The organism is Nonomuraea sp. NPDC049400 (assembly GCF_044466425.1).
In the GTDB taxonomy this organism is placed as follows: Bacteria; Actinomycetota; Actinomycetes; order Streptosporangiales; family Streptosporangiaceae; genus Nonomuraea.
In genome coordinates, this window is the sequence record NZ_JBITMP010000012.1 from 1 (window position 1) to 12,902 (window position 12,902).

At 70.2% G+C, this 12,902-nt stretch carries 12 protein-coding genes; 10 read left to right on the top strand and 2 right to left on the bottom strand.

Features of this window, described 5'->3' with window-relative positions; all coding sequences use genetic code 11:
• Positions 1-216: 216 nt before the first annotated feature.
• The 5 genes from ACIBVN_RS20155 to ACIBVN_RS20175 are packed head-to-tail and all read left to right on the top strand — an operon-like array spanning position 217 to position 7,119.
• Positions 217-3,570, top strand: a complete 3,354-nt coding sequence (locus ACIBVN_RS20155) for a nitrate reductase subunit alpha (RefSeq protein ID WP_397138414.1) — start codon at positions 217-219, stop codon at positions 3,568-3,570.
• The gene (narH, locus tag ACIBVN_RS20160) at positions 3,570-5,210 is read left to right on the top strand and encodes a nitrate reductase subunit beta (RefSeq protein WP_397138416.1); all 1,641 of its coding nucleotides are present in this window, start codon (positions 3,570-3,572) and stop codon (positions 5,208-5,210) included. The genes ACIBVN_RS20155 and narH overlap by 1 nt, the downstream gene beginning before the upstream one ends.
• Positions 5,207-5,773 carry a nitrate reductase molybdenum cofactor assembly chaperone gene (narJ, locus tag ACIBVN_RS20165; RefSeq protein ID WP_397138418.1) on the top strand — a complete coding sequence of 189 codons (567 nt, stop codon included), beginning with the start codon at positions 5,207-5,209 and terminating at the stop codon, positions 5,771-5,773. The genes narH and narJ overlap by 4 nt, the downstream gene beginning before the upstream one ends.
• 14 nt (positions 5,774-5,787) lie before the next feature.
• On the top strand, positions 5,788-6,450 hold the full coding sequence (gene narI / locus ACIBVN_RS20170) for a respiratory nitrate reductase subunit gamma (RefSeq protein ID WP_397138907.1): 663 nt from the start codon (positions 5,788-5,790) through the stop codon (positions 6,448-6,450).
• A gap of 48 nt (positions 6,451-6,498) precedes the next feature.
• A complete protein-coding gene (locus tag ACIBVN_RS20175; protein ID WP_397138420.1) occupies positions 6,499-7,119 on the top strand; it encodes a phosphotransferase in 621 nt (206 codons plus the stop codon).
• Positions 7,120-7,124: 5 nt separating this feature from the next.
• On the opposite strand, the gene ACIBVN_RS20180 is transcribed toward ACIBVN_RS20175, so the two are convergent.
• On the bottom strand, positions 7,125-7,826 hold the full coding sequence (locus ACIBVN_RS20180; RefSeq protein WP_397138422.1) for a phosphotransferase: 702 nt from the start codon (positions 7,824-7,826) through the stop codon (positions 7,125-7,127).
• A 90-nt stretch (positions 7,827-7,916) separates the two neighbouring features.
• On the opposite strand from ACIBVN_RS20180, the gene ACIBVN_RS20185 reads away from it, so the two are divergent.
• The 3 genes from ACIBVN_RS20185 (at position 7,917) to ACIBVN_RS20195 (ending at position 9,964) form a co-directional block, all read left to right on the top strand.
• Positions 7,917-8,132: a hypothetical protein gene (locus ACIBVN_RS20185; RefSeq protein WP_397138424.1), complete on the top strand. Its 216-nt coding sequence runs from the start codon at positions 7,917-7,919 to the stop codon at positions 8,130-8,132.
• 165 nt (positions 8,133-8,297) lie between these two features.
• Positions 8,298-8,837: an RNA polymerase sigma factor gene (locus tag ACIBVN_RS20190; RefSeq protein WP_397138426.1), complete on the top strand. Its 540-nt coding sequence runs from the start codon at positions 8,298-8,300 to the stop codon at positions 8,835-8,837.
• Complete coding sequence (locus ACIBVN_RS20195; RefSeq protein ID WP_397138428.1) at positions 8,834-9,964, top strand: CU044_5270 family protein; 1,131 nt, start codon at positions 8,834-8,836, stop codon at positions 9,962-9,964. The genes ACIBVN_RS20190 and ACIBVN_RS20195 overlap by 4 nt, the downstream gene beginning before the upstream one ends.
• Before the next feature lie 30 nt (positions 9,965-9,994).
• Here ACIBVN_RS20195 and ACIBVN_RS20200 read toward each other — a convergent pair whose 3' ends face one another.
• The gene (locus tag ACIBVN_RS20200; RefSeq protein WP_397138430.1) at positions 9,995-10,618 is read right to left on the bottom strand and encodes a TetR/AcrR family transcriptional regulator; all 624 of its coding nucleotides are present in this window, start codon (positions 10,616-10,618) and stop codon (positions 9,995-9,997) included.
• A gap of 80 nt (positions 10,619-10,698) precedes the next feature.
• Here ACIBVN_RS20200 and ACIBVN_RS20205 point away from each other — a divergent pair, with 80 nt between their 5' ends.
• Both ACIBVN_RS20205 and ACIBVN_RS20210 read left to right on the top strand, forming a co-directional pair.
• Positions 10,699-12,132: a DHA2 family efflux MFS transporter permease subunit gene (locus ACIBVN_RS20205; RefSeq protein WP_397138432.1), complete on the top strand. Its 1,434-nt coding sequence runs from the start codon at positions 10,699-10,701 to the stop codon at positions 12,130-12,132.
• Complete coding sequence (locus tag ACIBVN_RS20210) at positions 12,129-12,902, top strand: SDR family NAD(P)-dependent oxidoreductase (protein WP_397138434.1); 774 nt, start codon at positions 12,129-12,131, stop codon at positions 12,900-12,902. The genes ACIBVN_RS20205 and ACIBVN_RS20210 overlap by 4 nt, the downstream gene beginning before the upstream one ends.

A 12,902-nucleotide genomic window follows, 5' to 3' on the forward strand; every position in this document is an offset into this window, starting at 1 on the left:
CACCGTCAGTGGGCAACGACATCCCAGAAGCGATCAACTCTCCCGGCCAACCGGCAGGGGCACTGTCTTTCAGCAGGACTCGAAGTCCAGGACGCACAAGTGCTCACCTGCCGGACGGCTACCAACCACCGAGTCTGCCGCAAGGCGACTCGCTAACACTGATTAGGCGGCACGGAAGGCGACACCTTCTACCGGGACCGGTGGAGCCACGACAAGGTGGTCCGCTCGACGCACGGCGTGAACTGCACGGGATCGTGCTCGTGGAAGGTGTACGTCAAGGACGGCATCATCACCTGGGAGACACAGCAGACCGACTACCCGAGCGTGGGTCCCGACCGCCCCGAGTACGAGCCGCGCGGCTGCCCGCGCGGCGCCGCCTTCTCCTGGTACACCTACTCGCCGACCCGGATCCGCTACCCGTACGCCAGGCGCGTCCTCGTCGAGATGTACGCAGAAGCGAAAGAACGCCTGAACGGCGACCCGGTCGCCGCATGGGCAGAAATCACGACAAATCCGGAAAAAAGGCGTAATTACCAGAGCGCCCGAGGCTGCGGCGGCCTCATCCGCATCACCTGGGACCAGGCCGTCGAGATGATCGCCGCCGCCCACGTGCACACCATCAAGACGTACGGCCCCGACCGGATCGCCGGATTCTCCCCCGTCCCCGCCATGTCGATGGTCTCCCAGGCCATCGGCTCCAGGTTCGTGTCGCTGATCGGCGGCACCATGCTCTCCTACTACGACTGGTACGCCGACCTGCCCGTGGCCTCGCCCCAGGTCTTCGGCGACCAGACGGACGTGCCGGAGTCGGCCGACTGGTGGGACGCGGCGTACCTGATGATGTGGGGCGCGAACGTCCCCGTCACCCGCACACCCGACGCCCACTGGATGGCCGAGGCCCGTTACCGGGGCCAGAAGGTGGTGGTGGTCTCCCCCGATTTCAGCGACGCCGCCAAGTTCGCCGACGAGTTCCTCAGCGTGCCGCCCGGCACGGACGGCGCGCTGGCCATGGCCATGGGACACGTGCTGCTGAAGGAGTTCTTCGTCGAGCGCGAGACGCCCTATTTCACCGACTACGTCAAGCGCTTCACCGACCTGCCGTTCCTCGTCCGGCTCAAGGAGCACGCGGGCGCGTACGTGCCAGGCAGGTTCCTCACGGCCAAGGACCTGGGCTCCGAGCAGGAGGCGGCCGAGTGGAAGACCGTGCTCATGTCGCAGACCGACGAGCCGGTCGTGCCGAACGGCTCGATCGGCTTCCGCTGGACCGAGTCCGGCGCGGGCCGCTGGAACCTCGACCTGGGCACCGACCCCAAGCTCACCCTGTACGGCGGCGAATCGGCCGAGGTCCTGCTGCCCCGCTTCGACGGCGGCCATTCGGTACGCAGGGGCGTCCCGGTGGCCCGGGCAGGGGACCACCTGGTGACCACGGTGTTCGACCTGCTCCTGGCCCAGTACGGGGTGGGGCGGGACGGGCTCCCCGGCGACTGGCCGGACGGCTACGACGCCGACGAGCCGTACACGCCGGCCTGGCAGGAGAAGATCACTGGCGTGCCCGCGCGAAGGGCGGCGAGGATCGCCAGGGAGTTCGCGAGGACGGCGGAGGCCACCGAGGGCCGATGCATGATCATCCTTGGGGCGGGCACCACGCAGTGGTTCCACGGCGACACGATCTACCGGGCGTTCCTGTCGCTCCTCCTGCTGACCGGCTGCCAGGGCCGCAACGGCGGCGGCTGGGCGCACTACGTGGGCCAGGAGAAATGCCGCACGCAGAGCGGATGGGCGCTGCTGGCGGGCGCCCTGGACTGGTCACGGCCCCCGCGGCAGGTGCCCGGCACGCCGTACTGGTACCTGCACACCGACCAGTGGCGTTACGACCACTTCGACGCGGGCGAGCTGGCCTCGCCGCTCGCCACCGGCGAGTTCCGCGGCAAGCGCACCGCCGACCTGGTCACCGAGGCCGTCAAGAACGGCTGGATGCCGATGTCCCCGGCCTTCGACAGGAACCCACTGGACCTGGGCGACGCCGACGACCCCATCGCCCACACCCTGGAGGAGCTCCGTTCGGGCCGGCTCAAACACGCCGCGGAGAACCCGGACGACCCGCGCAACTGGCCGCGCGTGCTCACCCTGTGGCGCTCGAACCTCTTCGGCTCCTCCGCCAAGGGCGACGAGTATTTCCTGCACCACCTGCTCGGCACCACCTCCAACCTGGAGCACCCCGAGGAGGCGGCCCCACGCGGGAAGCTGGACCTCCTGCTCACGCTCGACTTCAGGATGACGTCCTCGACGGTCTTCTCCGACATCGTGCTTCCTGCCGCCACCTGGTACGAGAAGCACGATCTGTCGACCACGGATCTGCACCCGTTCGTGCACGCGTTCAACCCGGCGATCAGCCCGCCCTGGGAGACAAAGACCGATTTTTCGGCCTTTCACGCCATCGCTGGGGCCTTCAGCCGGCTCGCCAAGGAGCAGCTCGGCGTACGCAGGGACGTGGTGGCGACGGCGTACCAGCACGACACGCCGGGCGAGCTCGCGGTGACCGGCGGGCCGGAGCTGACGGTGGTGGAGCGCGACTACGGCGCCGTCGCCGAGAAGCTGGCGGCACTCGGCCCGCTCACGGAGCAGCTGGGGCTGCCGGTCAAGGGCGTGACGTTCATGCCCGACGAGGAGGTGGCCTGGCTGGGCCGGCGCTGCGGCCTGGTGCCGTGGGGCGTGGCCAAGGGCAGGCCCGAGCTCGACACCGACGCCAAGACGTGCGAGGCGATACTCGCGCTCTCGGGCGCGAGCAACGGCAGGCTGGCCGCGCAGGGCTTCAGTCAGCTCGCCCAGCGCACGGGCACCGGCTTCGACGACCTGATCGACGTACGGCACCGCATCGACTTCGCCGACACCCAGGCCAGGCCCGTGCACGTGGCGCCCAGCCCCGAGTGGTCGGGCAAGGAGTCGCGCGGCCGCCGCTACTCCCCCTTCACGATCAACGTGGAGAACGGCAAGCCCTGGCACACGCTCACCGGGCGCATGCACTTCTTCCTCGACCACGACTGGATGCACGAGTACGGCGAGTCGCTGCCGGTCTACCGCCCCCCGCTCGACCTGGCCGCGCTGTACGGCGAGACCGGCACCCTGCGTTACGTGACCCCGCACAACAAGTGGTCACTGCACTCCGAGTACCAGGACAACCTCCTCATGCTGACCCTGTCGAGGGGCGGCCCCACGATCTGGATGTCGGTGGCGGACGCGGCCGAGCTGGGCGTGGCGGACAACGACTGGATCGAGGCGGTCAACCGCAACGGCGTGGTCGTGGCCAGGGCCGTCGTCTCGCACCGCATGCCGCGCGGCACGGTGTACATGCACCATGCGCAGGACCGCCTGATCGACGTGCCGAAGTCGGCGGCGACCGGCCGGAGAGGCGGCATCCACAACGCCCTGACCAGGGTGCTCATCAAGCCCACCCACATGATCGGCGGATACGCCCAGCTCTCGTACGGCTTCAACTATCTCGGCCCCGCCGGGAGCCAGCGCGACGAGATCACCACGATCCGCCGCCGATCGCAGGACGTGAGGTACTGATGCGGATCATGGCCCAGGTCGCCATGGTGATGAACCTGGACAAGTGCATCGGCTGCCACACCTGCTCCGTCACCTGCAAACAGACCTGGACCAACCGGCCGGGCGTCGAGTACGTCTGGTTCAACAACGTCGAGACCCGCCCGGGACAGGGCTACCCCAGGCGCTACGAGGACCAGGACCGCTGGCGCGGCGGCTGGGTGCGCGACAGGAAGCGCAGGCTCAGGCTCAGGGCGGGCGGCCGACTCCGCAAGCTGCTCACCATCTTCGCCAATCCCCGCATGCCCTCACTCCAGGACTACTACGAGCCCTGGACCTACGACTACGAGCACCTCATCAGCGCCCCGCTGTCCGGCGACGTCCCCGTGGCGGCGCCCAGGTCCCTGATCAGCAACGAGCCGATGAAGATCCGCTGGAGCGCCAACTGGGACGACAACCTCGGCGGCGACCCGACGCCAGACCCCGTGCTGGCCAAGGTCTCCGAGCAGGTCAAACTGGCCTTCGAGCAGGCGTTCATGTTCTACCTGCCGCGCATCTGCGAGCACTGCCTCAATCCGTCATGCGTGGCCTCCTGCCCGTCGGGCGCCCTGTACAAGCGGGTCGAGGACGGCATCGTGCTGGTGGACCAGGACAGGTGCCGGGGCTGGCGCATGTGCGTGACGGGCTGTCCGTACAAGAAGGTGTACTTCAACCACAAGACCGGCAAAGCGGAGAAGTGCCATTTCTGCTATCCGCGGGTGGAGGTCGGGCTCCCGACGGTCTGCTCGGAGACCTGCGTCGGGCGGCTGCGCTATATCGGGGTCCTGCTGTACGACGCCGACCGCGTGAGCGAGGCGGCCTCGGTCGCCGACGAGCGCGACCTGTACGAAGCCCAGCTGGGCCTGTTCGTCGACCCGCACGACCCGGCGGTGTCCAGTGCCGGGCTGCCCGCGGACTGGGTGGAGGCCGCGCGCAGATCACCCGTGTACGACCTGATCAAGAGGTACCGGATCGCGCTGCCCCTGCACCCGGAGTACCGCACGCTGCCGATGGTCTGGTACGTCCCCCCGCTCTCCCCCGTCGTGGACGCGCTCGCCGAAGGGGGCCACGACGGCGAGGACGCGGGCAACCTGTTCGCCGCCATCGAGTCGCTCCGCATCCCGATCGGTTACCTGGCCGAGCTGTTCACGGCCGGCGACCCGGCGCCCGTGACCGCCGCGCTGCGCCGCCTGGCCGCGATGCGGTCGTACATGCGCGCGGTCAACCTGGGCTACCCACCAGTACTCGCGGACGCGGGCCTGCCGGAGGACGACGTGCGCGACATGTACCGGCTGCTGGCGCTGGCGAGGTACGAGGAGCGGTACGTGATCCCGACCGCCTACGGCAACATCCCGCCGGGCGTCGTGGAGGAGGGCGGGTGCCCTCTCGACTACGACGCGGGACGCGGCACGCAGAGCCCGTTCGGCGAGGCGTCGGGCCGGCCCGTCCCGGTCTCGATCGAGAGCTTCCACGGCCTGAAAGAGCGCCAGACCAGCGACGAGGTCACCCACGACCGGGTGAACCTCCTCAACTGGGACGGCCGCGGCACCCCCGCCGGCCTGTTCCCGCCCAAGAGAGGCCCCAGGAGAGGCCCCGAGAGAGGCCCCGAGAGAGGAAGGCCATGAACAGCGTCATCAGCGGGGCCGTCATCTGGCAAGCCGCCGCGCACCTCCTCGCCTACCCCGACGAGCGCTTCTGGCGCCGCCTCCCGCTGATCAAGGAGGCCGCGGAGCCGCATTTCCGGACGTTCCTGTCACTGGCCTCCGAGCTCGGCCCCGGCGAGCTGGCCGCGCACTACGTGGAGACGTTCGACCTGCACCGGCGCTGCTGCCTCTACCTGACCTACTACACCGACGGCGACACCCGCCGCCGCGGCCGGTCGCTGGCCGAGCTGAAACAGCGCTACCGCACGGCGGGCTGGGAGCTGATGGACGACGAGCTGCCCGACTTCCTGCCGGTGATGCTGGAGTTCGCCGCGCACGACTCCTCGGGGGCCGCGCTGCTCAAGGAGCACAGGCCGGGGCTGGAGCTGCTGCTCACCGCCCTGACCGACCGCGACTCGCCGTACGCGTACGTGATCGGCACGGTGTGCGCGAGCCTGCCGCCGATCACCGCCGCGGAACGGCTCCAGGCCACGCGCCTGGCCCAGGGCGGGCCGCCGGCCGAGACCGTGGGGCGCTACCTGTGACGTGGCCGGAGAGCATGCTCTGGGTGGTCGCACCGTACGTCACCCTGGTGGTCTTCGCAGGCGGGCTGATCTGGCGTTACCGCTACGACAAATTCGGCTGGACCACCCGTTCGTCGCAGCTCCATGAGAGCCCGCTGCTGCGCGTGGCGAGCCCGCTGTTCCACTACGCCCTGCTCTTCGTGATCGTCGGCCACGTCACCGGGCTGCTCATCCCGGTGAGCTGGACGGACGCGATCGGCGTGAGCAACGACGCCTATCACGCGAACGCACTCGTCTGGGGTGGTCTCGCGGGGCTGGGCACGCTGGCGGGGCTGGTCCTGCTGATCTACCGCCGACGCACCAGCGGCCCGGTGTTCATGGCGACCACGGCCAACGACAAGACGATGTACGCGGTGCTGGCGGCGTCGATCGTGGCGGGCGTGGCGACCACGGTCGCGGGGTTCGTGCCGACCGAGGTGAGCTACCGGACCACGGTCGCGCCCTGGTTCCGCGGCGTCCTCATCCTCCAGCCGGACGCCATGGCGATGGGTCAGGCCAACATTCTTTACAAGGTGCACACCGTCATCGGGATGGCGTTGGTCGTTCTTTTCCCGTTCAGCCGCCTGGTGCATGCGCTTTCGGCCCCGTTGGGCTATTTGTTCCGTCCTTACATCGTGTATCGGAGTCGTGTTCGATAGCGTGCCGGGGCGTCTGGGAGGGGCGCGAGTGCGCCAGAATCGACCCTTGTGAAGCACGGGTACACCAACAGCACATTCGGCGACGGCGCCCTGGTCGTGAAGTGCTACCAGGGCCCGGAGGCGGCGTTCAGGCTCGGCACGGAGAGCAGATACCTGCGCCGCCTGCGCGGCCGTCTCCCGGTGCCCCGCGTGCACAAGGTCACCGAGACGAGCCTGACCACCCGTTTCGTCTCCGGCAGCCACGGCCAGGACCTGCTCGACGAGGGCCACGCCGTGGAGGTGCTCACCGAGTGCGGCCGGATCCTGTCCGACCTCCACCGGCTGGGCATCGTGCACGGCGACTTCGGCCCGCAGAACATGCTGTTCGACCCGGCCACGTTCCGGACGACCGCGATACTCGACTGGGAGTGGGCCCACCCGGGGCGCCCGATCGAAGACCTGGCGTGGTGCGAGTGGATCATCCGCAGCCACCATCCGGAGCACGTCCCACTGCTCCGCCACTTCTTCGCGGCCTACGACGGCCCGGTCCCCGAGTGGGCCGAGCGCCAGGAGGCCATGCTGGCGCGCTGCCGTGACCTGCTCGACTTCTGCGCCCGCTGGGAGCCCGGCGGTGGCGCCGAGAAGCTCTGGCGCGAACGCATCGACGCCACCGCGTCCTGGACCGAGTAGCCGCCTCAGCCTGCGGACCGCGCGGGTGCCCGCGGGGCGCGGATCAGCCTCACGGCGTCGTCGAGCAGCGAGATTTCGCGTTCGGTGAGTGTCGGATTCGCGCCCCTGGTCGCCTTGGCCCGCTCGAGCCCCTCGCCGAAGTCCATGGCGCCACCGAGCCCGGCGAGCAGCGCGGCGAGGATTGCCCGCGCCGTCGCGGCGAACTCGCTGTCCTCATCCACCGCCACCTGCGCGATGATCACCGCCGACATGGCGCAGTCCAACCCCGGCGGCCCTTCCCGGCTGTTGCCCCAGTCGATCACCACGGGCCCTAGGGGCGTCAGCATGACGTTGTCCGGATGCAGATCGAGATGGAGCACCCGATCATCGGGCCCCTCGGACACCCGAGCCGGGATCTCGTGCAACCGCAGCAGCAGCCGCGCGAGAACCTCGCCCACCTCCTCGGGCGTGATCCCCCCGTCGAGCACCGCCCGCAACATCGTCGGCCCGGTCAACCGCCCCATCACCAGGTCGGTGGCCTGCTCCGTGCCCGGATACAGCTCGGGCACCGGGTAGCCGTGCGCGGCCACGTACGCGATGACCTCCGCCTCCCGCCGCGCGTCGAGGCCCACCCGGTAGCGCCGTAACACCCGCTCGCCGTCGATCGCGTATACGTCCGCTGTACGCCCGGACCCCAGCAGCTCACCGACCTCCATATCCACCCGCATTCTCGCTGTATAGCTGCTCTATGGCCCTTATATGGTCCCAACATTGATCGTGGATCAAGAAACGCCCCCCGGGAGAAAGGTAGATCACGCATGCGCGTTCGTGCAGGCATCGTCGCAGCGGGTATCGCAGCGCTGGCCGCCATCGGCATCGCCGCCCCGGCTCAGGCCGCCGGCTGGACGTACATCGGCGAGTACACCAGTCGCAGCAAGTGCATCGACATGGGCCAGTCGTACCAGCGTGAGGGCTGGGACGAATACAAGTGCGAAAAGAACGCCACCGGCTGGTACTACCTCTGGGTCAGGTAGCCCCGAGTACGAACGGCGCCTCCTGGACAAGGGGGCGCCGTTCGGCGTGTGACCAGCGCTTTTCGCCAGCCCCTGCGGAAATTTCGACCGAGAGGTGTAACAACGGGAGGGTTCTGACCACTTCGTGGTGTCAGAAGAACGCATCCCGAACGAAGGGGCTGGGCGGTGACGGATGATGCGCACCGGTTCACCGGCATGTACGACGAATGCCGGCAACGCGTGTGGGCCTACGTGGTCAGTCGCGCCGGGCGGCAGGTGGCGGACGAGGTGGTGAGCGAGACGTTCGCGATCGCCTGGCGGCGGCTGGACGACGTGCCCGAGCCGGCACTGCCGTGGTTGCTGGGCGTCGCCAGGAACGTGCTGCGCGACAACGTACGCGCCGAGGTACGCCGGGAGGCGGTCGCGGCCGAGCTGCGGGCCTGGACCGAGGGCGACGTGGCCGATCAGGTGACCGAGCGGCTGGGCGTGCTGCGTGCCCTGGCCACCCTGGCGGAGGACGATCGGGAGATTCTCGTCCTGGTCGCCTGGCACGGGCTGTCGCCGAAGGAGGGTGCGCGGGTCGCCGGCTGCTCGTCGGCGGCGTTCCGCGTACGGCTGCACCGGGCGCGCAAACGGCTCAAGCAGGCCATGGAGGCCAGGGCCACGCCCAGGCCGGAAGCGTCGTCCCTGCCCCACGTGCGGAACCTCAGCGAGGAGTGGTCATGAACCCCATCGACGAGCTCAGGGCCGCCAGGCCCGCCCACCTCGACGACGACCGGCCCGTCGACCCGCGGACCAGGGCCGCCGAGCTGTCCCGCGCCATGTCGATCCCCAGGCCGGCGCGGCGCAGGCGCGGGGTCGCGCGGCCCGCGTGGGGGCTGGGGCTGGCCGGCGCCGCGGCAGCTGTGACGGCGGCGGCCGTGGTCCTCTCCATGAACGGCGCGGCGCCGACGCCGCGCCCGCCCGCCGGCAGCCCCGCGAGCGTGCCGAGCACCCAGAAGGTGACGTTGTCGGCCCGGGACGTGCTGCTGGCCGCCGCCGCGAAGGCGGACCGGCAACCGGAGGGCAAGGGCGAATACTGGCACACCGTGTCGGTGCACCGGACCCTGTTCACCGCCGCCAAGGGCGGTTACCGGGTCCTGGACCAGCGACGGGACGAGGGCTGGACGCCCAGCGCCACCGGCGAGGACCAGGAGCAGTGGGGTCGCATGCAGTCACTCGGGGCGCGCCCGGCCAGCGAGGAGGACCGGCAGGCGTGGGAGCGGGCCGGGTCCCCCACCGCGATCGAGGTCACGGTCCCCGGGAAGAGCCGGCCCATGGTCCTGCAAACGTCGCCGCGACGGGCCATGACCGGTCACACCCCCCTGGTGGACGGCGACAAGGTGTTCTGGCTGGGCCGCAACGTCACCATGAAAGACCTGCGCGAGCTGCCCGCCGACCCGGACGGGCTCAAGAAGCGGCTGCTGTCCTGGAAGGGCCAGGACACCGACGTGCCGAAGTCGGGCGACGGGTGGCTGTTCGTGGTCAGCACGGGGTTGATCATGGACATGCCGGTGACGCCCGAGGTGCGCGGAGCAGCGTTCCGGATGCTGGCCGAGCTCGATGACGTGCAGGTCGTCGAGAACGTCACGGACGCGCAGGGACGCCGGGGCACGGCGGTGGCGATCAAGGACCGCACGCAGGGCGGCGGCGTGTCGGAGAATCGGCTGATCTTCGATGAGGCGACTGGGCGCGCGCTGGCGAATGAGCACGTCGTGGTGGAGCCGGGCGGCTTCCAGGCCGGCCTCGAGCCGGGCACGGTCTGGAACTCCGACGCGCTGATCGAGGCGGGCTGGACCGACGCCAAGCCCTAGGAGACCTGGCGGGACACGTCGCGAGCGTGATCAGTCCGTGCCCCAGGCTCTCATGAAGGTCTGCACGGCGGCGCGCGCCACGTCCCGCAGCTCGCCGGCGGGGATCGTACGGGTGCCCATCTGGGAACGGGCCTCGAGCGGGCCGATGAGCAGCGCCATGAACTGCTCGGCCGCCACGTCGGGATCGCCGGCCCGCAGGCGCCCGGCGAGCGCGAGCCGGGCCAGGCGGTCGGCCAGGGCCTGGTTGAGGCGGTGGGGACCGCGCTCCTTGACGATGCCGAGCACGTCGGGGAAGCGGATGACCTCCGAGTAGAGCAGGCGGCGCAGCGCGCACGAGCGCTCGTCGGTGTGCAGCCGGAGCAGCTCGTCGGCGACGCCGTCCAGCGTGGCGCGCAGGTCGTCGCCGGGATCGGCCAGCGGCTCCAGGGCCGCCAGGCGCTCGTTGAGCGCGGTCTGCGCGGCGGCCTCCATGGCGTTCCTGAACAGGGTGGCCTTGTCCGTCATGTGGTTGTACACCGTCGGCTTGGCCACGCCCGCCTCGTCCGCGATGTCCTGCACGCACGCCTGCGCGTAGCCCAGGCGGGCGAAAACGGTGAACGCTCCCTCCAGGATCGCCTGCCGCTTGTCGATGCGTCCCCGCGAGATGGTGGCCATGCCTCCAGATTGTACTTTCCGGTTCAACTTCATGGACGCATCGGTTGCATGCGAACGCATGAGATAACTACGTTGAACCCATGAGTTCAAATGATGATGATCGTCTGGACCCACGCCTGCTGGGGATCATCGGCGTGATCCTGCTCGGCGGGCTGCTGGGCATCCTCAACAGCACGATGGCCGCCGTCGCCGTCGACACCCTGGCCGGGGCCTTCGACACCTCGCTCAGCACGGTCGGCTGGACGTCCACCGGGTTCCTGCTGGCCGTGACCGCCACCATCCCGTTCACCACCTGGGCCGTCGACCGGTTCGGCGGCAAGCGGCTGTGGCTGGCGGGACTGGCGCTGTTCCTCGCCGGGGCGCTCGGGGCCGGGCTGGCCTGGAACGTCGGCGCACTGATCGTGTTCCGGGTGCTGCAAGGGTTCGGGGCCGGGCTGCTGGACCCTCTCGTACTGATCCTGCTGGCCCGCGCCGCCGGGCCGCGCCGGGCCGGGCGCGTGATGGGACTGATGGGCGTGGTCCTGTCGCTCGGCCCGGTGCTCGGGCCGATCGCGGGCGGCGCGGTGCTGTCCGGCCTCTCGTGGCGGTGGATGTTCCTGCTCAGCGTGCCCGTCGGCCTCGTGGCGCTGCTGCTGGCCCTGCGTGCGATCCCCGCCGACGCCGAGAGCGAGGGCCCGGCCCTCGCCCCCCTGGACGTGCTGGGGCTGGCGCTGCTCGGGCCGGGGTTCGCGGCCGTCGTCCTCGCGCTGTCGCAGACGGCCGAGCAGGACGCGCTCACCGCCTGGCAGGCGCTGCTCCCGCTGGGCGCCGGCGTGGTGCTGCTGCTCGCCTACGCCGTCCACGCACTGCGCGGCCGTTCTGACGGCCGCACTCCGCCCCTGATCGACCTGCGGCTGTTCACCAGCCGGGGCTTCAGCGCGAGCGTCACGATCATGGGACTCGGCGGGCTGGCGCTCTTCGCCGCCCTGTTCGCCCTGCCCCTGTACTACCAGCAGGCACACGGGCACGGCGTGCTCGCCGCAGGGCTGCTGATGGCGCCGATCGGGCTCGGCGGGGCGGTCGCCATGCCGCTGGCCGGCCGGCTGTCGGACCGCGTCGGCGCCCGCGGCCTCGCCACCGGCGGCGCGATCGTGGCCGTGCTCAGCGCGCTCGCCTTCACCGGGATCGACGCGAACACCCCGGAGGTCTGGCCGGTGCTCGCGGCCTTCACGATCGGGCTGGGCAGCGGGTGCTTCAGCGCGCCCACGATGGGCTCCCTGTACCGGGCGCTGCCGCCCTCCATGGTGGCGCAGGGCAGCTCGGTGCTCTACATGCTCAACCAGCTCGGCGCGGCGCTCGGCGTCGCCGCCGTCACGCTCATCCTCCAGACCGCCGGAGACGTGATGACCGGCTTCCACGGCATCTTCTGGCTCGTCGTGGCCGTGATCGTGATCATCCTGGCCGCCGTCCCGCTCCTGCCGGGCAACCCGCGTACGCACGCCGTACCGGAAGAAGAGCTGGCGAGGACCGCATGAAGACACTGGTGATCAGCGGCGGCACGGACGGCATGGGGCGGGCGCTCGCCCGCACCTACCTCGAACGCGGCGACGCCGTGGCCGTCATCGGGCGCGACAAGTCCAGAGCCGTCCCCGGAGCGACGTTCATCCCCGCGGACCTGAGCCTGATCAGCGCGAACCGGCGGGTGATCGAGGAGGTCAACGCCAGGTTCCCGGTGGTGGACGCGCTCGTGCTGTGCGCGCGCTTCTTCCGTACGCACCGGTTCGTGACGGCCGAGGGGGTGGAGGGCACGTTCGCGCTGGACTACCTGAGCCGCTTCCTGCTCAGCTACGGCCTCACCGCGCCCCGCCTCATCGTGAACGTGTCAGGCCCGGGACAGCCGACCGAGCTCATCCGCTGGGACGACCTCATGCTCGAACGCGGGTACGACGGCGTGGCCGCCCAGTTCCAGGCCGGAAAGGCGAACGACCTGCTGGGCGTGGCCTTCGCCGCGCGGCACGGCGACCGTACCCGATACGTCCTCATGCACCCCGGCGGCGTGTCGACGAGCCTGGCCGGCGAGTACGACCGGGCGACCGCCGCGCACGTGGCGAGACTCAAGAGGCACGGGCTGCCGGTCGAGGAGGGCATCAAACCGATCGTCGCCCTGATCGACGCCCCGCCCGCCGAGCCGCTCAGCGCCTTCCTGCGCGAACGCCGGATCAGCGTGGACCACCCGGCGTTCGCCCCCGCCGCCGCGGAACGGCTCCACTCCCGCACGCTGGAGCTGATCGAATCGAGCGTGTGA

Coding starts and splice junctions, on each gene's coding strand:
- narH (WP_397138416.1), top strand. CDS start 3,570: ATGCGGATCATGGCCCAGGTCGCCATGGTGATGAACCTGGACAAGTGC.
- narJ (WP_397138418.1), top strand. CDS start 5,207: ATGAACAGCGTCATCAGCGGGGCCGTCATCTGGCAAGCCGCCGCGCAC.
- narI (WP_397138907.1), top strand. CDS start 5,788: ATGCTCTGGGTGGTCGCACCGTACGTCACCCTGGTGGTCTTCGCAGGC.
- ACIBVN_RS20180 (WP_397138422.1), bottom strand. CDS start 7,826: ATGCGGGTGGATATGGAGGTCGGTGAGCTGCTGGGGTCCGGGCGTACA.
- ACIBVN_RS20185 (WP_397138424.1), top strand. CDS start 7,917: ATGCGCGTTCGTGCAGGCATCGTCGCAGCGGGTATCGCAGCGCTGGCC.
- ACIBVN_RS20195 (WP_397138428.1), top strand. CDS start 8,834: ATGAACCCCATCGACGAGCTCAGGGCCGCCAGGCCCGCCCACCTCGAC.
- ACIBVN_RS20200 (WP_397138430.1), bottom strand. CDS start 10,618: ATGGCCACCATCTCGCGGGGACGCATCGACAAGCGGCAGGCGATCCTG.
- ACIBVN_RS20205 (WP_397138432.1), top strand. CDS start 10,699: ATGAGTTCAAATGATGATGATCGTCTGGACCCACGCCTGCTGGGGATC.
- ACIBVN_RS20210 (WP_397138434.1), top strand. CDS start 12,129: ATGAAGACACTGGTGATCAGCGGCGGCACGGACGGCATGGGGCGGGCG.